At 30.6% G+C, this 20,517-nt stretch carries 19 protein-coding genes and 1 tRNA gene; 11 read left to right on the forward strand and 9 right to left on the reverse strand.

The window, feature by feature from the left end; translation table 11 throughout:
* Positions 1-32 precede the first annotated feature (32 nt).
* From Q4586_RS08775 to Q4586_RS08810, 8 genes are all read left to right on the forward strand, one after another.
* Entirely contained in the window at positions 33-1,109 is a 1,077-nt protein-coding gene (locus Q4586_RS08775) for an ABC transporter permease (RefSeq protein ID WP_303528457.1), read from the forward strand.
* Positions 1,110-1,111: 2 nt separating this feature from the next.
* Positions 1,112-1,579 (forward strand): thioredoxin family protein, encoded by a 468-nt coding sequence (locus Q4586_RS08780; protein WP_303528460.1) that lies wholly within the window; start codon positions 1,112-1,114, stop codon positions 1,577-1,579.
* Positions 1,580-1,685: 106 nt separating this feature from the next.
* Positions 1,686-2,174, forward strand: coding sequence for a TlpA family protein disulfide reductase (locus Q4586_RS08785; protein WP_068703286.1), 489 nt, complete (start codon positions 1,686-1,688; stop codon positions 2,172-2,174).
* A 31-nt stretch (positions 2,175-2,205) separates the two neighbouring features.
* Positions 2,206-2,964 carry a triose-phosphate isomerase gene (tpiA, locus tag Q4586_RS08790; protein ID WP_068703288.1) on the forward strand — a complete coding sequence of 253 codons (759 nt, stop codon included), beginning with the start codon at positions 2,206-2,208 and terminating at the stop codon, positions 2,962-2,964.
* Positions 2,964-3,797, forward strand: coding sequence for a 50S ribosomal protein L11 methyltransferase (gene prmA / locus Q4586_RS08795; protein WP_068703290.1), 834 nt, complete (start codon positions 2,964-2,966; stop codon positions 3,795-3,797). Before tpiA ends, prmA begins: the two co-directional genes overlap by 1 nt.
* 5 nt (positions 3,798-3,802) lie before the next feature.
* Positions 3,803-4,078: an ATP-dependent Clp protease adaptor ClpS gene (locus Q4586_RS08800; protein ID WP_068703293.1), complete on the forward strand. Its 276-nt coding sequence runs from the start codon at positions 3,803-3,805 to the stop codon at positions 4,076-4,078.
* Position 4,079: 1 nt separating this feature from the next.
* Positions 4,080-4,352, forward strand: coding sequence for a hypothetical protein (locus Q4586_RS08805; protein WP_068703295.1), 273 nt, complete (start codon positions 4,080-4,082; stop codon positions 4,350-4,352).
* A 518-nt stretch (positions 4,353-4,870) separates the two neighbouring features.
* Positions 4,871-6,817, forward strand: a complete 1,947-nt coding sequence (locus Q4586_RS08810) for an OmpA family protein (protein WP_068703297.1) — start codon at positions 4,871-4,873, stop codon at positions 6,815-6,817.
* Between the two features lie 117 nt (positions 6,818-6,934).
* Here Q4586_RS08810 and Q4586_RS08815 read toward each other — a convergent pair.
* The 4 genes from Q4586_RS08815 to Q4586_RS08830 all read right to left on the reverse strand — a co-directional run bounded on the left by Q4586_RS08815 (position 6,935) and on the right by Q4586_RS08830 (position 8,913).
* A tRNA-Arg gene (locus tag Q4586_RS08815) sits at positions 6,935-7,008 on the reverse strand.
* A gap of 77 nt (positions 7,009-7,085) precedes the next feature.
* Complete coding sequence (locus Q4586_RS08820) at positions 7,086-7,313, reverse strand: putative signal transducing protein (RefSeq protein ID WP_084443079.1); 228 nt, start codon at positions 7,311-7,313, stop codon at positions 7,086-7,088.
* A 12-nt stretch (positions 7,314-7,325) separates the two neighbouring features.
* Complete coding sequence (locus Q4586_RS08825; RefSeq protein WP_068703301.1) at positions 7,326-7,478, reverse strand: SsrA-binding protein; 153 nt, start codon at positions 7,476-7,478, stop codon at positions 7,326-7,328.
* A gap of 97 nt (positions 7,479-7,575) precedes the next feature.
* A complete protein-coding gene (locus tag Q4586_RS08830; RefSeq protein WP_068703303.1) occupies positions 7,576-8,913 on the reverse strand; it encodes an SPFH domain-containing protein in 1,338 nt (445 codons plus the stop codon).
* A gap of 513 nt (positions 8,914-9,426) precedes the next feature.
* Between Q4586_RS08830 and Q4586_RS08835 the strand changes: the two genes are divergently transcribed.
* Positions 9,427-10,368 carry a calcium/sodium antiporter gene (locus Q4586_RS08835; protein ID WP_303528474.1) on the forward strand — a complete coding sequence of 314 codons (942 nt, stop codon included), beginning with the start codon at positions 9,427-9,429 and terminating at the stop codon, positions 10,366-10,368.
* A gap of 84 nt (positions 10,369-10,452) precedes the next feature.
* Here Q4586_RS08835 and Q4586_RS08840 read toward each other — a convergent pair whose 3' ends face one another.
* The gene (locus tag Q4586_RS08840) at positions 10,453-11,475 is read right to left on the reverse strand and encodes a glutamine synthetase beta-grasp domain-containing protein (RefSeq protein ID WP_068703306.1); all 1,023 of its coding nucleotides are present in this window, start codon (positions 11,473-11,475) and stop codon (positions 10,453-10,455) included.
* Between the two features lie 179 nt (positions 11,476-11,654).
* On the opposite strand from Q4586_RS08840, the gene Q4586_RS08845 reads away from it, so the two are divergent.
* A complete protein-coding gene (locus Q4586_RS08845; RefSeq protein WP_303528476.1) occupies positions 11,655-13,838 on the forward strand; it encodes a glutamine synthetase III family protein in 2,184 nt (727 codons plus the stop codon).
* Positions 13,839-14,102: 264 nt separating this feature from the next.
* A complete protein-coding gene (locus Q4586_RS08850) occupies positions 14,103-15,281 on the forward strand; it encodes an AIR synthase related protein (protein ID WP_068703310.1) in 1,179 nt (392 codons plus the stop codon).
* A 313-nt stretch (positions 15,282-15,594) separates the two neighbouring features.
* Here Q4586_RS08850 and Q4586_RS08855 read toward each other — a convergent pair whose 3' ends face one another.
* The 4 genes from Q4586_RS08855 to Q4586_RS08870 all read right to left on the reverse strand — a co-directional run bounded on the left by Q4586_RS08855 (position 15,595) and on the right by Q4586_RS08870 (position 20,469).
* Entirely contained in the window at positions 15,595-17,037 is a 1,443-nt protein-coding gene (locus tag Q4586_RS08855) for a DUF3526 domain-containing protein (RefSeq protein WP_303528480.1), read from the reverse strand.
* A complete protein-coding gene (locus Q4586_RS08860; protein WP_303528482.1) occupies positions 17,034-18,464 on the reverse strand; it encodes an ABC transporter permease in 1,431 nt (476 codons plus the stop codon). The genes Q4586_RS08855 and Q4586_RS08860 overlap by 4 nt, the downstream gene beginning before the upstream one ends.
* Positions 18,465-18,540: 76 nt before the next feature.
* On the reverse strand, positions 18,541-19,242 hold the full coding sequence (locus Q4586_RS08865) for an ABC transporter ATP-binding protein (RefSeq protein WP_028887570.1): 702 nt from the start codon (positions 19,240-19,242) through the stop codon (positions 18,541-18,543).
* A 12-nt stretch (positions 19,243-19,254) separates the two neighbouring features.
* Positions 19,255-20,469: a DUF4374 domain-containing protein gene (locus tag Q4586_RS08870; RefSeq protein ID WP_303528483.1), complete on the reverse strand. Its 1,215-nt coding sequence runs from the start codon at positions 20,467-20,469 to the stop codon at positions 19,255-19,257.
* Between the last annotated feature and the right edge of the window lie 48 nt (positions 20,470-20,517).

Raw genomic sequence — 20,517 nt, forward strand, 5'->3', positions numbered from 1 at the left:
ATTTTTAACACTTTCTTTTATCTTTGTTGTATATGTTTCAATATATAATTAATAAAATTTTCTACGGATTTTTAACCTTATTTGGAGTAGTTACCGTAATTTTCTTTTTGTTTAACGTGTTACCAGGTGATCCTGCAAGAATGATGTTAGATCAACGAGAAGATACGGAACAGCTTGAAAATATTAGAAAAAAATATGGTTTTGATAAGCCAATATTTACACAATATTTATATTATTTAAATGATGTTTCACCGTTGTCATTACATAGTAAAAATGTTGAAGATTATACTTTTTTATCTGAAAATAAATACACCGCTCAAAAATTATTATCAATAGGAAGTGTAATTATAGTTTTTAAATATCCGTATTTACGACAATCATTTCAAAAAAACGGAAAAAATGTATCTGAAGTAATTGCAGAAACCTTACCTAATACAGCAATTTTAGCAGTTTTAGCAATTGTAATAGCATTATTATTGGGTGTTGTTTTAGGAATTTTATCGGCCTTATTTAAAGATTCTTTTTTTGATAGAATTGTAGCAGTAATAAGTACCTTAGGAATGAGTGTGCCGTCTTTTTTCTCGGCAATTTTATTTGCTTGGTTTTTCGGGTTTGTGTTGCATGAGTTTACTGGGTTAAGAATGACAGGGAGTTTATATGAGGTTGATGATTTTGGGGAAGGAAGTTATATTCAGTGGCAAAACTTGTTATTGCCAGCAACTGTGTTAGGTATACGTCCTTTAGCTGTGGTTATACAATTGATGCGAAACTCGTTGTTAGAAACTATGAGTCAAGATTATATAAGAACAGCCAAAGCAAAAGGGTTAACTATGTATCAGGTAATTCGTAAACATGCGTTAAAAAATTCATTAAACCCTGTGATAACTGCAATTTCGGGTTGGTTTGCATCGATGTTAGCGGGTGCTGTTTTTGTAGAGTACATTTTTAATTGGAACGGATTAGGGAAAGAAATAGTAAACTCTTTAAATACGTTAGATTTACCTGTGATAATGGGAAGTGTATTAGTGGTGGCAACATTATTTATATTGATAAATATATTGGTTGATGTTATATATAGTTGGTTAGATCCACGAATTAAATTAAGTTAATTATGCGATTATTTTTACTTTTAGTATTGTTTTTAACATTGCAAAGTTGTGCTGTTTTTCAGCCAAAATCTTTTACAAAAGATGCTTTAGATGAAAAACTTGTAACGATTGATAGAGACTCAATTTCATTAAGAACAATTTTAGCAAACAATAAAGGAGTCCAACAGTTTATACAAATTTTTGCAACTTATTGTCCGGTAAGTCAAGATAGTTTTGATGATGTTCTTCTTTTTCAAAAAAAGAATCCTTCATTTAATTATGTTTTTTTATCAGTTGATCACTCTTATTTTGATTGGAAAAGAGCATTAAAAGATATTCCTGTAAAAGGGGAACATTATTACATTCCTAAAAAAGGAAAAGGTAAATTAGGAACGTTTTTAAAGTTAAAAACAATTCCGAGATTTATGATTTTAAATAAAAAAGGAGAAATTAAACTATTTAAGTCATCAAGTGTATCAAAGTTAAACTAAGATTAAACTTTAATAATTTTAACGAAACCAAGGTTTCGCAAAAGTTTAATTAAAGTATTAAAAAAATAATGTACTTTTAACTATTAATCAAATTAAAAACCTATACATGAAAAAAATAATTTACATCTTCGCTTTTATATTACTTGTATCTTGTAATGGAGAAAAACCATCAGCTTTTCCTGAAGAGGTTTTAAATGAAAAACTTTTAACCCTAAATGAAGAGTCAATAACATTTAAGGAGGTTTTAGCTAAACATAAAGGGAAAAAAATAATGTTTGAACTTTGTGCATCTTGGTGTGTTGAATGTATTTCGGGAATACCAAAAATTAAAAAATTAAAAGCAAAGTATCCAGATGTTGTTTTTGTTTTTTTATCGATAGATAAAACAATACCACAGTGGAAAAAAGGGATTGAACGTTTTTTTAATATAGAAGGAGAGCATTATTTTATGCCAGCAGCGCTAAAAGGAGGGTATGCAAAAGGTTTTGATATAAAAGATATACCAAGTTATATGGTGGTAAATGAGTTAGGGATTACCGCTTTGGCAAATGTAGCAGAATCTGATGACCCAAGAATAGAAGCGGCATTAAAATAAAATATAAATAAACATAAATTAGATTACAGTTTTGAGAAAAAAGATAGTTGCAGGTAACTGGAAAATGAATAAAAATATTGATGAAACTAAAAAGTTAATCAAGCAAATTAAAAAAGGAGTAAAGAAAAAGGTAGATAAAGATACTAGAGTAATTGTAGCACCAAGTTTTGTAAATTTAAACACAGCAATAAAAAGAGCTAAGAAATCTAAAATAGAAGTAGCTGCTCAAAACATGCATCAATCAAAAAGTGGTGCTTTTACAGGTGAAGTTTCAGCCGAAATGTTGACATCTTTAGGGTTAGATTTAGTTATTTTAGGGCATTCTGAACGTAGAGAGTATTTTGGAGAAACTAATAAGGTGTTAGCCGAAAAAGTTTCAGCAGCTTTAGATAATAAGTTAGAAATAATTTTTTGTTTTGGAGAAGTTTTAGAAGATCGTAAATCTGAAAATCATTTTAAAATAGTTGAAAGTCAGCTAAAAGAAGGATTGTTTCATTTAGAAGGAAAAGATTTTTTTAATATAACACTAGCGTATGAGCCTGTTTGGGCAATTGGCACAGGAGAAACAGCATCTCCAGAACAAGCGCAAGAAATGCATGCTTTTATTAGAGAAGTTATAGCAAAAGAATATGGTGATGAAGTAGCAAAAAGTATCTCTATATTATATGGAGGAAGTGTGAAGCCAGCAAATGCAAAAGAAATTTTTTCTAAAGCAGATGTTGATGGAGGGTTAATAGGAGGAGCTGCCTTAAAAGCAGATGATTTTGTAGCGATTATTAAATCTATTTAATGGATAATATATATATTGAGTATGTTTTTGAGGTATCACCGAAAGAACCAGCAACCGAAATTTTAATAGCAGAATTAGGAGAAATTGGTTTTGAAAGTTTCGTTGAAAGTGAGTATGGAGTAACAGCGTATATCCAAAAAAATGATTGGAAAGAAAATATATTAGAAGATGTTTTTATTTTAAAATCAGAAGCCTTTTCAATTGATTTTAAATACAATGAAATAGCACAAACAAATTGGAATGCTGAATGGGAAAAGAATTTTAATCCAATTCAGGTAGATGATTTAGTAAGTATACGAGCACCATTTCATACAAACCCTAATTTAAAATACGATATCGTAATAGAACCAAAAATGAGTTTTGGAACAGGGCATCACGAAACAACCCATATGATGGTGCAGCATTTACTTAATTTAGATTTAGCCGATAAAAAAGTGTTAGATATGGGGTGTGGTACTGGAATTTTAGCAATTTTTGCAGAAATGAAAGGAGCGCAGCCAATAGATGCGATAGATATTGATGCTTGGTGTTATGAAAATTCAATAGAAAATGTTGAGCGAAATAACTGTAAAAGTATTTCGGTTTATGAAGGAGATGCTGCTTTGTTAGATAATAAAAAATACGATGTTATTATCGCTAATATTAATCGTAATATTTTATTGAATGACATGAAAAAATTCACTAAGTGTTTAAATGAAGAAGGTGTTTTGTTGTTAAGTGGATTTTATAAAGAAGACATTCCTGTGATAGACTTAGAAGTCTCAAAATATGGTTTAACATTAAATAAGACAATAAAAAGAAATAATTGGGTAGCTTTGCAGTATCAAAAATAGCATAAATGAGTACAATAGAGAAAATACAAGAAGAGCTAGATGTTTTGATTCAAGAAACAAAAAAGCACGAAATTATTTTACACAATGATGATGTAAATACATTCGATTTTGTAATTGATAGTTTGGTTAGTGTTTGTGATCATACATTAGAGCAAGCTGAACAATGTTCTGTTTTAGTACATTATAAAGGTAAGTGTACAGTTAAAACAGGTGAGTATAAAGATCTAGAAGCAAGATGCTCAAAATTGTTACAGTTAGGTTTATCTGCAGAGGTTGTTTAATATGGAAAATATTTTTAGATATTACGAGTTTTCTGATTTTATAAAAGATAAATCAGCAACTTTTTCAGAAAATGAAATATGTTTTTCAGTATTAAACGAGCAACATTTTTTAATTTTTGAAAAAAATAAGGACACTTATAACTTATATGTTTCAAAATATAAGGCGGAAATAGAAATAGGAGTAAAAGCTCCAGAGATATTGGAAATGTTAATAAAAGATTATGATAAATCAATACCAGATCATAGAATAGTGCTAAGAAAATATTTATATTAAAAACTCAAAAAACTTTTTTTGAGTTTTTTTTGTTTTTTAATGTGACTATTTAAAAAAGAGAGTGTCTAAATAAATGTGAATAAGGTAGTAATATTTAAAATGTCATATAAGTTCCCCTCAGTTGTTACCTTATAATAACTTTTTCTAAGTAGAATGCCCCCTTTTGTATTCCTAGGTATAGGATAATATTTTGAAAAGAGAAGTTTATAATAAAAATGGCAAAAAATAGTAGTAGTTAGTTTTTATACTAAGTTTGGTTAAAGGGCCTTGAGCATATGTTTAAGGCCTTTTTATTATAAATTTAAAGCTTTTTTTTTTAAGTTCTTGTATTTCCGTGTTTTGTTTTGTATTTTTATTAAAACTCAAAAGAGATTTAGACTTTTAAGTTAATTAAGAAGGGTATAAAATTTATAAATTATATTTTTGCATTCATGTTAAAGTCTTTTTAGAAAATAAAAAGTGGTTAATTAATGTTGTGTATTTTTAAATAAAAAAGTTAGATTCTAAAAAAAAAACTTATGAAAAAAATAATACTATTTTTATTAATATTATCAAATGTTGTTGCTTACGGTCAGCGTATATCAGCTGCAAATAAATTTTTTGAAGAGTTTTCTTATAAAAAGTCGGCAGAATTGTTTGAGTCTATATATAATAAAGGAGATTCTTCACAAATAGTGTTGAGTAAATTGGCAGATTCATACTATTATAACGCTGAGTTTAAAAAAGCAGAAAGTTGGTATGAGAAATTATTACGAATTTTTGAAAAAGAAGAAACTCCTCAACATTTTTTTAGATATGCACAAGTACTTAAAAGTAATGGGAAAGTAGCTGAATCTGATAGGTGGCTTCAGAAATTAAAAACTTTAAAAGAAACAGATAGTAGAGCTGTTGCTTTAGAAAAAAATGAAGATTATTTTGCTAAGTATACAAATAAAAAAGAAACCTATATAAATATTTATAATGTTTCAACAAATACAAAGTATTCAGATTTTGGAGGCTTTTTGTATAAAGATGAATTATATTTTGCATCGACAAGGCCAACAAAAATAAAAAGGGATAATAAAATATACGCATGGAATAAGCAGCCGTTTTTGAATATTTATCGTTCAGGTTTAAAAGAGTTAAATAGTGATGGAGTGGTTGATCTTTCAGTTACGGAAAAATTAATAGAGTTAAATACACCTTATCATGAGTCTAATATTGTAATTACAAATGATGGTAATACAATATATTTTACCAGAGATAATTTTGATGGAAAAAAAGTAAAGAAAGGTGAGGATAGTGCCGTTCATTTAAAGATATACAAAGCAACAAGAGATAATGATAAATGGATAGATGTAAAAGAATTGCCATTTAATACAGATGATTATTCTTGTGGTCATCCAGCACTGAGTCTTGATGAAAAAACGCTTTATTTCGTGTCTGACATGCCTGGGGGTTTTGGTGAAACAGATATTTATAAAGTAGCAATACTAGAAAGTAATAATTATGGTTCTCCAGTAAATTTAGGCTGGAAAATAAATACAGAAAGTAGAGAGATGTTCCCTTTTGTTGGGGCAGATAATACATTTTACTTTGCTTCAGATGGCCATATTGGTTTAGGGGCATTAGATGTTTTTGAATCAAAAATTAAAGATAATGAATTCACAAATCCTGTAAATTTAGGTACTCCAATAAATGGTCCAAAAGACGATTTTTCTTTTGTAGTTAATAAAGAAAAAAGTAAGGGCTTTTTCTCATCTAATAGAAAAAAAGGGAAAGGGGATGATGATATTTATAGTTTTTTGATTTATGATTGTAAGCAAAATATTGAAGGAGTTATAAAAAATTCTATTACAGGTCAGCCAATGTCAAACGTAAAGGTGGTTTTGGTAGATGATGAAGGTAATCTTGTGTCTGAACAAATAACGAAAGAAAATGGAAGTTACTTGTTTAAAACAATAGATTGTGAAAGAAAGTTTACGGTAACAGCATCTAAAGATGATTACAGAAGAGTGCTTAAAGAAACACAAACTTTAGATGTTGATAAAGCAATAGTTAATGTTGATTTACAGCTAGAGCCTTTGGTTTTTGAAGATCAGATAGTTATTAAACCTATTTATTTTGATTTTGGTCTGTCAAATATTAGAGAAGATTCAGAATATGAATTAGAGCATATTGTATCTGTGATGAAGAATAATCCAAGTATGATCATTAAAATTGAATCGCATACAGATAGTAGAGGAACAAAAGGTTATAACAGAAGATTGTCTACAAGTAGAGCTGTTTCTACAAGGAATTATATAATATCTAGAGGTATCTCTTCAACTCGTATAAAAAGTGCTTTAGGGTATGGGGAAAGTCAGTTGTTAAACAAGTGTAATGATACAAATCAGGATAAATGTACTGAAGAGGAACATCAAGAAAACAGGCGTTCATATTTTTATATTGTTGAAGGGGGAGTTAATGTTAAAACGAGTAATTAAGGTTTTATAGATTTTATCGTTTGATAAAAAAACCTCGAAGTAGTTATTACTTCGAGGTTTTTTTATATGATGTATTTTAAAAAAAGAAAAACCACATAAATAAATATGTGGTTTTTGTGACCTCGACAGGATTCAAACCTGTAACCTCTTGAGCCGTAATCAAGTGCGCTATTCAGTTGCGCCACGAGGCCGTTTTGCGGGTGCAAATATAGGAATGTTTTTTAATTAAATAAAATAAATAAACACTTTTTTTAATTTTATTTTTTAATTATTCACCAACCTCTTGTTTAAAGTTAGTGACAATTTTTTGAGCGTCTTCAAAATCAGACTTATAGATGAATAATTCGCAAGAAGCTTCTGTTGTACCGAATCCTGCTAATCTTCCAGATTCTTTACTATCTTTTATTAAAGTGGCTATTTTAGCTTGGTCAAGTAAAAAAGCAAGTCTGTTTGTTAAGATGGTAGTTCCTGTATATATTTTTATGTGTTCTTTCATAATTATAAGGTTTTAATCCAATGAATTTGTAGTAACAAAAGCGCGCCATCCAATAATTGCTAATTGAAGTTTTGAAGCTTTAGATATATCTAACTCCTTTTTTGTGAAAGAAGGTAGTAGTGCTTTGTTTAGTTTAGCGAGTATTTTAAATAGTTGTTTTTTCATTATAAGATGAATCTGTTATATCAAAAATACTGAAAAATAATTTGCCATATAAAGCGGAGGGTAAAATTGCCACTCCGCTTATTGTAGTATTATAAGGTTACTTTTTATTCTCCATCATTTTTTTAGCAAGGTCGGCACCAATTAATGATTGTAATAGGTTTCCGTCGTTTCCGCTTTTACCGCCTTCAATATAAGTAGATGGTAGCTGTAAATCTTTTATTTGCCCTGCAACACCAACGGCTGTTTTATATTCCCATTCGGCTTTTTCTTGAGGAGTTAAACCAGCGCTTACTAATTTAGCATTTTCGTAATACTGAGCATCTGCAGCAACTTTTTTACTTTTTGCTTTAAACTGTTCTACTTCAAATTGTTTTTTCTCTTTTATTAAGTTAAACCCAGCTACTTTGGCTTCGGTTTCTGCTTCTATTGTTTGTTGAATTTGAATTTTCTCTAATCGAGCTCTTTCTTTTGCTTTTTCAGATTCTCCTTTAGCAACTTCTTTCTTTGCTCTGTAGTATTCGCGTTCAGCTTGTTGTTTTTCTAACTGAGTTTGTGCAACTTCATTTTTTTGTAAATCTAAACGTTCGTCAAAAGAAGCTTCCCAGTCAATACCTGTTACTTGTGCTTGGTAAATTTTTAATCCATATTGTTTTAAAGTGTTTGAATTATCTCTAATAATGTTTCCGTTGGTGTCTCTTTTTATTCTAAACTTTTTTTGTTTGCTAGATTTACCAACTTTTATTTTTCTAATAGTAGTAGTGTCTCCTACAATTTCATTGATGTTTTCAGATTCATAATATTGTTCTACCTGATACATCCCATTTTCTAATTGATCTCTAAAATATCTGTCAAAGTCTGATGCCTGTCCTGAAATATAATCTTGAGCATCCATCAATTTACAAGTGTTTTTTATAGCTGCATCAATGTTAGGTAAAACTCTTCCGTAAATTAACTTAGATTCGCTTCTATTTCTGTCGGCCATATTTAAAAATACTTCCTCGTCGTTAATATTTACTCCAACAATTACTGAGGTGCTTATTTCTGCTTTAATAGCATCGCTAAATTCCCATTTTTGCGCTTTTCTATTGTAGATTCCTCTGTCGCTTTTTGGTAATTGGCTTTCGTCGTCAACAATAATGTCTTTTATAGATGTTTCATAAGATAGGGGAATAATTCGCCCCCACCACTTAAGTTTTAAACCTTGTGTAGTAATCATTTTGTCGCCACCAGAAACGTATTGTACTGCGTAAGCTGTACCTGCATCAGCATAAAAAAACATTCCTGTTATTATACTCATAATGGCTCCAAGAACTGTAAATTGAATACTCCTTTGTAGGGTAAACCAGTTTAAGATTTTACTGTTTTTAATAATTGAGTTTAATACAATGGTAATTAACCCTGTAATAATTAGTAATACTCCGATAAATGTTAGCATAATATAGTGTGATTTTAAAAATTGATTAATATAGTGATGTAATTATAGGTGCAATTTTTATGGCAATAATAATTAATTTTAATATGATAGCAATCATTCGTTTTTTGGGTTTTTAATAGTTAATATTAGTTGATTCCGGAATTGTTTTATCAATATATACTAAAGGTGATCTTGTTTCCAAAAAAATGAATATGAATTATTCTATTTATGTTTAAGTTTTAAGTTAAAAAAGTCTTTTGTGTTTTGTATTGAAACATATATTTCTTAGTTATTGTTGTTTTATGTAGTTTGAAAATGGTTTTTATGTTTTAATTTGTAATTAAATAAAGGAGTTTTTTTAGTTGTTTTGTTTTATTAAAGTGGAAAAGGTTTTTTTTAAGATGATTTTTGGTTATTTGATTATTTTTTTAATTTTTTTTTGAAATGATAATAGTTTTCAAAAGGTGCTTTTTGATGTTTTTATGATTGGTGTATTTTCATGTCAAAGTTTTATCTTCGTAAAAAAATAAATAAATGAATATAGTATATATTGTAGTTGGGTTGTTGTTGCTAGTTCTGGGTGGTAATTGGTTGTTAAAGGCGGCGGTAGGTTTGTCTTTAAAATTAAATATTCCTAAAATTGTAATAGGTATGACGGTGGTTTCTTTTGCAACCTCTGCACCTGAATTAATTGTGAGTATAAAGTCTGCCTTAAATAATGCTACTGGTTTGGCGGTAGGTAATGTAATAGGGTCCAACATTGCAAATATAGGTTTGGTACTAGGTATTACTGTAATCCTGTCAACAATAGAAGTGGAGAAAAGTTTTTATAAAACTGATTGGCCAGTAATGATGATTGCTTCTCTGTTGTTGTATTTTTTTATAGCTTTTGATAATACGATTCAGCAGTATGAAGGGGGTATAATGTTTACTTTATTGGTGGTGTTTTTAATTTATTTACTGCGTTTTCAAAAACAAGCTGTCGTAGATGAAATGCCTGAGGATGATGAGGAGTTGCCTTTGTATAAAATTGCGATGTTTTTCGTTATTGGTGGTTTTGGTTTATGGGCGGGGTCAGAATTGTTAATAAACGGTTCGGTAAATTTGGCAAAAAAAATGGGGGTAAGTGATGCTATTATTGGGGTTACGGTTGTTTCGGTGGGAACAAGCGTGCCAGAGTTGGCGGCTTCTATAATTGCGGTAATGAAAAAAGAAAAAGCAATTTCTTTAGGGAATCTGATAGGTTCGAATGTGTTTAATATTTTAGCAGTTTTAGGAGTTACAGCAATTATTACACCAGTAAAGTTAAATGCTGATGCATTAAGTTTGGTCACTAACGATATTTATTGGATGTTGGCAATTTCATTTGCAGTATTACCGTTAGTGTTTTTCCCGAAGAAGTTGCGTTTAAATTGGAAGGACGGAATTATATTATTGACTTCTTATTTTGTTTTTGTGTTTTTAACATTAAAATAAATACTAAGTTTAAAAATAAAAAAGCCTTTAAATTAATTTAAAGGCTTTTTTGTTGTTGTGTTAGTGTGTGTTGTTTTGGAAATATTATAAATTTTCGCAAACTGGTTTTACGGTTTGTATAATTCTTGAAGCAATTTTATATGGATCTCCGTTTGAAGCTGGTCTTCTGTCTTCTAAATAACCTTTCCATCCGCTTTCTACAGTTAAAATAGGGATACGAATAGAGGCTCCTCTATCAGATATACCGTAGCTAAAATCAGTAATAGAAGCGGTTTCGTGTAAACCAGTTAAACGTTGGTCGTTATGTGCTCCGTAAATATCGATATGTTCTTTTGTAACAGGTCTAAAAGCTTCACAAATTTTCATGTAAGTTTCTTTAGATCCACAAGTTCTTAAAGTAGTGTTAGAAAAATTAGCATGCATTCCTGAGCCATTCCAGTCACCTTTTACAGGTTTAGGGTGGTACTCAATATAATAACCGTATTGCTCAGTTAATCTATCTAATAAATATCTAGCAATCCAAATTTCATCTCCAGCTTTTTTTGCGCCCTTGGCAAATAATTGAAATTCCCATTGTCCAGAAGCAACTTCTTGGTTAATTCCCTCAAAGTTTAAGCCAGCATCAATACATAGGTCAGCATGTTTTTCAACAAAATCTCTACCATGTGTATTTCTTCCACCTACTGAGCAGTAGTACATTCCTTGTGGTCCTGGGTAACCACCAACAGGAAATCCTAAAGGAAGTTGTGTCTTTTTATCCATGATAAAATACTCTTGTTCAAAACCAAACCAGAAATCATTGTCATTATCGTTAATAGTAGCACGTGCGTTAGATTCATGCGGAGTTCCGTCAGAATTCATAACCTCAGTCATTACTAAGTATCCATTAATACGAGTAGGATCTGGGTGAATTGCAACAGGCTTTAATATACAGTCAGAAGAGCCTCCTGAAGCTTGTTTTGTTGAAGATCCGTCGAAAGACCAGTTTTTAAGTTCAGCTAAAGTTCCTTGAAAATTTTCATGTTCTTCAACTTTTGTTTTACTTCTTAGGTTTTGTGTCGGTTGGTAACCGTCTAACCAAATGTACTCTAATTTAATTTTAGCCATGATACTGTGGTAATTTGTGTTTTGTTAAATCCACTACAAAAGTGAGTATTTTATATTTAATATTAAAATTTTAGGGGGTTAAAATTTAAAAATTAAGTTTTATTTAATTTAACCCCTGTTTTTTTAGGGGTATTTTGTTTTTTATGTATTTTTGAGGTGAATTTTATACCTTTAATGTAATGACTACTTTAAGATTTAGCGCTTTAAAACAAACTTTAGATAGAAAACCTGTTCTTATAGAAGAAAAAGGACGTAGATCTGAGTTGTTTGGAAAAAATGTTTTTAACCAGCAAGCTATGCGTCAGTATATGACAAAAGATGCTTATCAAAGTGTGATGGATGCAATTGAGTTTGGGAATAAGATTGATAGAAAAATAGCAGATCAAATTGCTGTAAGTATGAAAGATTGGGCTTTATCAAAAGAAGCCACTCATTATACACATTGGTTTCAACCATTAACAGGAGCAACAGCTGAAAAACACGACGCTTTTTTTGAAACAATTGAAGGTGGGGGAGCAATGGAACGTTTTGATGGTAGTCAATTAGTACAGCAAGAGCCAGATGCATCTAGTTTTCCGCATGGAGGAATTAGAAATACCTTTGAGGCTCGTGGTTATACAGCTTGGGATCCAACATCGCCAGCATTTATATATGGTACTACTTTATGTATACCAACGGTTTTTGTTGCGTATACAGGAGAGTCTTTAGATAATAAAGCGCCATTGTTAAGAGCATTACAAGCTGTGGATATTACTGCAACTGCTGTTTGTAAATATTTTGATAAAAATGTTTCTAAAGTAAATGCAACCTTAGGTTGGGAACAGGAATACTTTTTAATAGATACAGCTTTGGCAGCGGCAAGACCAGATTTAATGATGACAGGTAGAACTTTATTAGGACATTCACCAGCAAAAGGGCAACAGTTAGATGATCATTATTTTGGATCGATACCAGATAGAGTGATGAGTTTTATGCGTGATTTAGAGCAGGAATGTATGTTGTTGGGGGTTCCTGTAAAAACACGTCATAATGAAGTAGCTCCAAATCAGTTTGAATTAGCACCTGTTTTTGAAGAAGCTAATTTAGCGGTAGATCATAACTCTTTGTTAATGGATGTGATGGAAAAAGTATCACAACGTCATCAATTTAAAGTATTGTTTCATGAAAAACCATTTGCAGGAATTAACGGTTCAGGTAAACATAATAATTGGTCTTTAGTAACTAATACGGGAGTAAATTTATTAAGCCCAGGAAAAACACCAATGAAGAATTTACAATTCTTAACATTTTTTGTAAACACAATTAAAGCAGTACATGATTATGAAGAATTGATAAGAGCATCAATGGCTAGTGCTAGTAACGATCATCGTTTAGGAGCTAATGAAGCACCGCCAGCAATTATATCGGTTTTTATAGGGTCGCAATTGTCAGCTGTTTTAGATGAGTTAGAAAATGTAACCAAGGGAAAGTTATCTCCAAAGGAAAAAACAGATTTAAAGTTAAATATAGTAGGTAAAATTCCTGAAATACTATTAGATAATACTGATAGAAATCGAACATCGCCCTTCGCATTTACAGGAAATAAATTTGAGTTACGTGCTGTAGGTTCTTGGTCTAATTGTGCTGGGCCAATGACGGTTTTAAATACAGTTATAGCAAAGCAGTTAAAAGAGTTTAAAAATGAAGTAGATGAATTAATTGATGTTAAAAACTTAAAAAAAGACGAAGCAGTTTTTAATGTGTTAAGAGAGTATATAAAAGCATCTAAAAAAATTAGATTTGAAGGTGATGGGTATGGTGACGCTTGGGAAAAAGAAGCTACTAAACGAAAATTAAGTAACTATAAGACTACTCCGGAAGCCTTAAAAGCTAAAATCTCTAAAAAAGCAATTACACTTTTTGAAGAAATGAATGTAATGAACAAGGTAGAGGTAGAAGCGCGTCATGAAATTGAGTTAGAAGAATATTCTAAGAGAATTCAGATTGAAGGAAGGGTTTTGGCAGATATTGCTAGAAACCATATAATTCCTACAGCTATTCAGTATCAAAATACATTGATTGAGAATGTTAAAGGCATAAAAGAAATATTTGGAAAAGGTTTTGAGCAATATGCAGAAGAACAAATTGATTTGATAAAAAAAATATCGAATCATATTGCAGGGATAAACTCTAAAACTAAAGCAATGACTGAGGAGAGAAAAAAAGCAAATAAGTTAAGCGGGCAAGAAAATGCTGATATTTATTGCAATAAGGTAATTCCTTATTTTAATGAAATCCGTTACCATTGTGATAAGCTAGAATTACTGGTTGATGATAACCTGTGGCCATTAACAAAATATAGAGAATTATTGTTTACAAGATAATTAGCATTCGTTTTTGGTGATGGATATTGAGCTGAAATTTGTAGATTAATAAGGTTAAACGATAATATTTTTCAAAAAAAACATTCTAAAAACTACTTTGTCAGGAGGTGTAGGTCAAATAAATTTATTTTTAAAAGCAACAACGTTAGATAAAGAGTGACAAAGATTATAAAACAGTTAAAAAAGCGAACGATAAAAAACGTTCGCTTTTTTATTGATTTAAAACTTAGATAAACTAAATTTGCACTAACAACAACACAACACATGAGTAACGAAGTATCTAAGCGCTACGCACAACGCGGAGTATCAGCATCTAAAGAAGATGTACACAATGCAATTAAAAATATTGACAAGGGCTTGTTTCCTAAAGCTTTTTGTAAAATTGTTCCAGATTATTTAACCAATGATAATGATTATTGTTTAATTATGCATGCAGATGGTGCGGGAACAAAATCATCATTAGCCTATATGTATTGGAAAGAAACAGGAGATATTTCTGTTTGGAAAGGCATTGCACAAGATGCATTAATAATGAATATTGATGATTTATTATGTGTAGGAGCAACTGATAATATTATGCTATCGTCTACCATTGGGCGTAATAAAAGTAAAATTCCGGGTGAAGTTTTATCAGCAATAATTAACGGTACAGAAGAGTTAATTGAAGATCTTAAAGGTTTTGGAGTAACAATTCATTCAACAGGAGGTGAAACTGCTGATGTTGGAGATTTAGTGCGTACAATTATTGTAGATTCTACTGTAACTGCTCGTATGAAACGTAGCGATGTAATTGATAACGCTAATATAAAAGCAGGCGACGTAATTGTTGGTTTAGAATCTTTTGGACAAGCAACATATGAAACAGAGTATAATGGAGGAATGGGATCTAACGGATTAACATCTGCACGTCATGATGTTTTTGATAATTATTTAGCTTCTAAATATCCAGAAAGTTTTGATGCTGCCGTTCCTGCGGATTTAGTGTATTCAGGAAATACAAAATTGACTGACGAAGTTGAAAATTCTCCAATTGATGCTGGTAAATTAGTATTATCTCCTACAAGAACCTACGCTCCAATTATTAAAGAAATTTTATCGAAATTTTCTTCAGATGATGTACATGGAATGATTCATTGTTCAGGTGGAGCACAAACTAAAATTTTGCATTTTGTTGATGAATTACATATTGTAAAAGATAATATGTTTCCAATACCTCCTTTATTTAAGTTGATACAAGAGCAGTCTAAAACAGATTGGAAAGAAATGTATCAAGTATTTAACTGTGGGCATAGAATGGAGCTTTATGTGTCTCCAGAAGTAGCTGAAGATATTATAGCAATTTCTAAAAGCTATAATGTAAATGCTCAAATTGTGGGTAGAGTAGCAGCTTCTGAAACTAAGAAATTAACTATAAATAGTGAATTCGGAACTTTTGAGTATTAAAAAAAGTACCTAAACGTATATTTTAATAGTATTAAATTACTTAAACCTAAGCAATATCTTTATTGTTTAGGTTTTTTATTGGTTAATTTTAAAATTTATGTGATTCATAAATATAATAATAGACGACAAAAAAGAAATAAAAAAATAATATTGAAAATTCCTATTATCAAGCTTGTCAATAAAAGTAACCATCATTCCTAAAATACTAGGAGTAGAAAGTTTTAGCATAAGTTTCCAAAGGTTGTCATTTAGAAAGTCTGGCTTTTTTTTAGGTTTTAGCATTGTAAATTTCATTGAAAAATATTTTAGTAGTCTATTTTTTAAAGGCCTTAGTGAAAATAGTTTTATTGAAAAAAATGAATGATAAACCAAAAAGGAAAAAAGAGATACTTATAATTTCTATTAAACTGCTTCTAATGTTTTTAATTTTAGATGGGTTGTTTGTATTCAGATTAAATTTAGGGAGATTTTTATAATCGTTATTTGTTATTTGTTTATTTAAAAAGAGTCTGTCAAAATAAAAGTGAGTAATTTCTTTATGGAAATTCGTAATTGACAGATGAAAGTCTTGAAAAATTGCAGCATCCGTTTCTGTAATTTTATTTAAAATGTTTTGAGTATTTACTGCAGGATTTGCCCATTGAAATAATGAAATCCATTTTTGACGTAACTGAATTTGGTTAAAATAATCAACAACTTTCTTTTTGTGATGGTTGTCGTTTAGGGCGGTAAAAGCTGCATAAGCTTTAGACATTGTGTTTATATCAATTAAAGCTTTGGCTTCCTTTAAATCATCACGATAGTGTAGGTATTCACGAATTACAGACTTGGCTTCGTTTATGTCTTCTTCGTTTTCAAGACTTTTTCTTCGGGTAATATCTGCAAGTGACATATTATCTATTGGGTACGCGATATTGGCATATACATTTATTACAGCAGGTAAAACAATTAGAAATAAAAGCCATAACCCAGCAGCAGAAATAGCTGTTAGAGAAGAGTTTTTTTTAAGACTAACTAAAAAGAACATTAAGGTAAACCAAAAACTGAAGTAGCATAAAATAGCGGTTATCCATAGAGCAATGGTTAAGATTTTTACATTCGTAGCTATTAAAAAACCAATAGAAGATAGGAGAAATGCTATGCCTGCAATTAATACGTAGTAAAAAGAAATTCTAATTAATAATATTTTTCTTAATCCTACGGTTTGTAATTTTAGCAAGGGAAGCATTCCGTTTTCTTTTTCTTCAGCATACAATCCGTAAGTAAAAACGATTATAAGCAAGGGGAATAAGTAGATAAGTACAAAAGAAAGATCGAAATTTCCTATGTATAGTTTAAGAGGGTTGGCTAATTCATTTTCAAATAATTGATAATACAGACTCGCAGCTGTTAGTTTACGGTAATAAGGCTCTATATCTCTTTGCCCTAACGACATGTGCGCTAAATTATGAGGATTTAAAACCGCATGATATTCATGTCTATACCATGCATAAGCAGGGTCGGAAGCTATATTAAACAGTTGTTTTTCTTTAACAGATTTGTGTTCGTTAGTAAAACTTTTTTTATAGTTTTCAAATTCATTTTTTTGAATACTTTGAACGTTTTCGATTGTTTCTTGCTGCTTTGTTATTATAGAGTTCCCATAATATATGGCGTAGATACCTAAAAGAACAATCGAGATTAATAGAATCATTTGAAAGATGTTTCTAATAATAGAAATAGCTTCACGTTGCCATAATAGTAAAATTAACTTCATATCATTTTGCTTTTAAAAGTAGAAGGTGTTAGAAAGAGTATTGCTAAAAACCAAAGAGCTAATGAAGCTAGTTCTATCTTGTAATACTTTAATGTTTCAGTTACAATAAGTGCTTGGTATTTGAAATCTGAGATTGTTTCCCACAAGTTTCTTCCAGCTTTGTATTCATAAAACTCACCATAGCGTGAGTTTTTTGCCATATCATAATTCATTGTTCGTATTAAATGTCGGCGGTAATTTTTTGTTTTTCTTTGAAAATCATTAAAACTATGCCAGTCAGTTGCAGAGATGGCCATCGAAAGGTTTCTAATTGCTATATAAGGAGCTATAAAACTCATTAAACTTTCTGTTTTATTTTGAAGTTCAAACTTTTCATGAAGTTTTTTTTCATGAAAATCGTACACTTTATTAGCATATTCTTCACCCTCTTGCATTTCTATTCCACTAAAATTTAAGGGGAGTTTATGAATAGAATCAACATTATATTCTTGTAAATAATTTTCTTTTAGTCTGGCTAACCTTTCTTCTTTAGATTCGTTTATTGCCATTCCATTTGCAATATCATCTTGTATACCTTCTTTGTATATTTTCATAGAAGGTAAAGGGTGTAGCGTTTCTCCCAAATTTGCTGAGGTTTTTGGGATAATAATTCCTGTTACGACCCAAAATATTAAAAGAGTTAAAAGGGCACTTCTAGAGCTAGAAGCTTTAAGAGAAATCCATACCGAAAAATTTGTAAAAATCCATAAATAACCAATGTAAAGAAGAAAAAGAAGTAGGGTACGAAACCCTATATCATTCATTGCTGAACTATTTGTTTCATTTAAACCTACGGTATATAAGCCTATGAAAAAAGGAACCATTATTACTAAAATAATTACAAAGTAAGCTAAGATTTTACCTATATAAATAGACCTTATTGAAGTACCTTGACTAATTAAGAGTTTAAAGGTTCCTGTTTTTCTTTCTTTAGTAAAAGTTTGAAATGTTATAAATATAATAAGAAGCGGTAATAATAATTGAAGCACCAAGGCTGCGCTTAATTCACCAAAACGAATCATATTCCCGTAACCTTGTGCAGGTCTAAACATAAACTCATGAGGATAGTGCGCTTCTAAATAAACAGAAGTTCCAGTATAGGTGTCTAAACCAAAATCAAAAAGGCTAAGAGGTGTTTTTTGTTTAAAAACAAAAGTACCGTAGTGTGCAGCAATGTGGGGATGTTTGTGTCCTTGATCTAGCCATTCAGTTCTTCTTTCTTTTTGGGCGGTTTCTACCATTGCAGTTTGATGTTTATAAGCAATGTGGCCTCCATATACAGCAAAACCCAAAAGAACTATAATTATGGTAAATAAAATTTTTAAGGAGTTTTGCCTAATTACACTCGTAAGCTCTTTTTTAGCAATTAAAAAAATTTGATTTTTCATCTATTTAAATTTTTATAGATATCTGTTAAATACACAGCCTGGTTTGGTCTTAATGTTTTTTTATTACCACTTCATATTAAGTGTGCATATGTTTTAAGTATTTTTTCTCTAAATCTTGAAAAGAGACTTGATCAGATTTCATTAAATCAACTAAGAGACCTTCTTTCATGATTCCTATGTGAGTACCTGTATCTTTGGCGCGAAAAAGATCGTGAGTCGCCATTAAAATGGCGACTTTTTGTTCTTTCATCTCTAGTAAAAGTTGTGAAAATTCATTACTTGCCTTAGGATCTAATCCAGATGTAGGTTCATCTAAAAGTAAAATTTTAGCTCCTTTTGCTCTTGCTAAAGCAATACCTACCTTTTGTCGCATTCCTTTAGAGTAGCTACTTACTCTTTTTAAGATGAAATCTTCTTGCAGTCCTGATTGTGAAAGTAAAAAAGCTAATTCATCTTTCTTTTGATTTCCACCTTGAAGACCACAAAAAAAGTGAAGATTTTCAAGCCCTGTCATATCTTGATACAATTGAAGATTTTCGGGGATATAAGATAGCCATTGTTTTGTTTTTTGTGGGTGCTTTTCAACATCAAAACCATTAACAAAAGCATTTCCAGAAGAAGGGTCTATAAAATTTAAAAATAAGTTTATAGTTGTTGATTTTCCTGCGCCATTTGCCCCAAGCAGGCAAAAAATTTCGCCTGCTTCTATTTTTAAATTTAATGAATCTAGTGCGGTGAAATCACCGTATTTTTTTGTGAGATTTTTAGCTTCTAGCATGTGGTTAAATGGTTATTTTTTTAAATCTTCTATACCTGAGATATAACCTCCAGTAGAAGTAAATAATTTACTAGAAGTATTCGAAGTAGTATCAAAACTGAATACAGCATTTTCATCATTGGTAGCTGTTGTAAATAGTAATTTATTATCCTTGTAAGGAAGAATTATCATTCTACGAGAACCATAAGTTGTTGGAAGCCCTGGTACAGCACCTAAACTTGATTTATTTTCTAGGTCTAACTCAAAATATTTAAACTGTGGCTCACCAGTTTTAAATTCATAAAAATCAGTTTCGTCTTCAACCTTTGCGGTAAAGCTTCTACCATTAGGTGTTTGATAAATTCCGTAGCAAACATTTCCTGTAGCATTTTGCATATCCATAAAATAGTTTGGGTCAAAAGAAGTTTGTCCGTTACTTATTTTTAAGAGACCACTAGGACTGTTACCTCCACTTAGTTTAGTTCCTAAACCTTGTACGTAAATATCGCCATTACTAGCTTTAATCATTCCAGTATTAGCTGCTTGTCCACCAAAAACCATCCCTGTTCTATTGTCGGCTATAATTTTTTCTACCACTTTTTGGTTTAAATCAATTACAGCAACATAAGCAGAGTCGTTTAAAGGAGCGAAATTGTTTTCGTAATGCAAGCCCATAAATAATTTACTGTCTCGTGCCATCATATCTAAATAATAAGTACGAGTAGCTTCAGGAAATCTTTTGGTAATTGAAGTTAAAGGAACTTCTCCTGTAATACGCATTGTGGTAGGGTTAAAAATAATAAGTTTTGAAATACCACCAGCAACAGATGCGTAAGCAACACTTTCACTTTCAAAATAAACTGTAGAAAAAGTATTAGCACCAGGAACTACAATTCGTTCTTCTTCAATAGTATCTCCATTGTCGTTAAATGAATATTTAACTAAAGTTGCGGGAGCCCCAAAAGGTGAAGCGTATAATGCTTTGTTGTAAGAAACAGTACCTGAATTTCCATTTAATTCTAAAGCCTTCTCATTTCCTATGGTCGAAAAATTTAAATCTTCAACACCTTGTATATATGAGGTTTGATTAGGCCATGCACCACTTACGGTAGTAATACCAAAGTTTAAAGTAATAGGATTTGGGTCATCTTTTTTAGTAGGAGTATCATCACTACATCCTATTAATGTTATAGTTAATGTGATGTAAAATAATAGTGCTGTGATTTTCTTAAAAAATTGTTTTTTCATTTTTTCTACTGTGTTTAATCTCTCGTTTTTTCGAGTTTAAGGGTTAAT

Source organism: Tenacibaculum soleae, assembly GCF_030549005.1.
GTDB lineage: Bacteria > Bacteroidota > Bacteroidia > Flavobacteriales > Flavobacteriaceae > Polaribacter > Polaribacter soleae.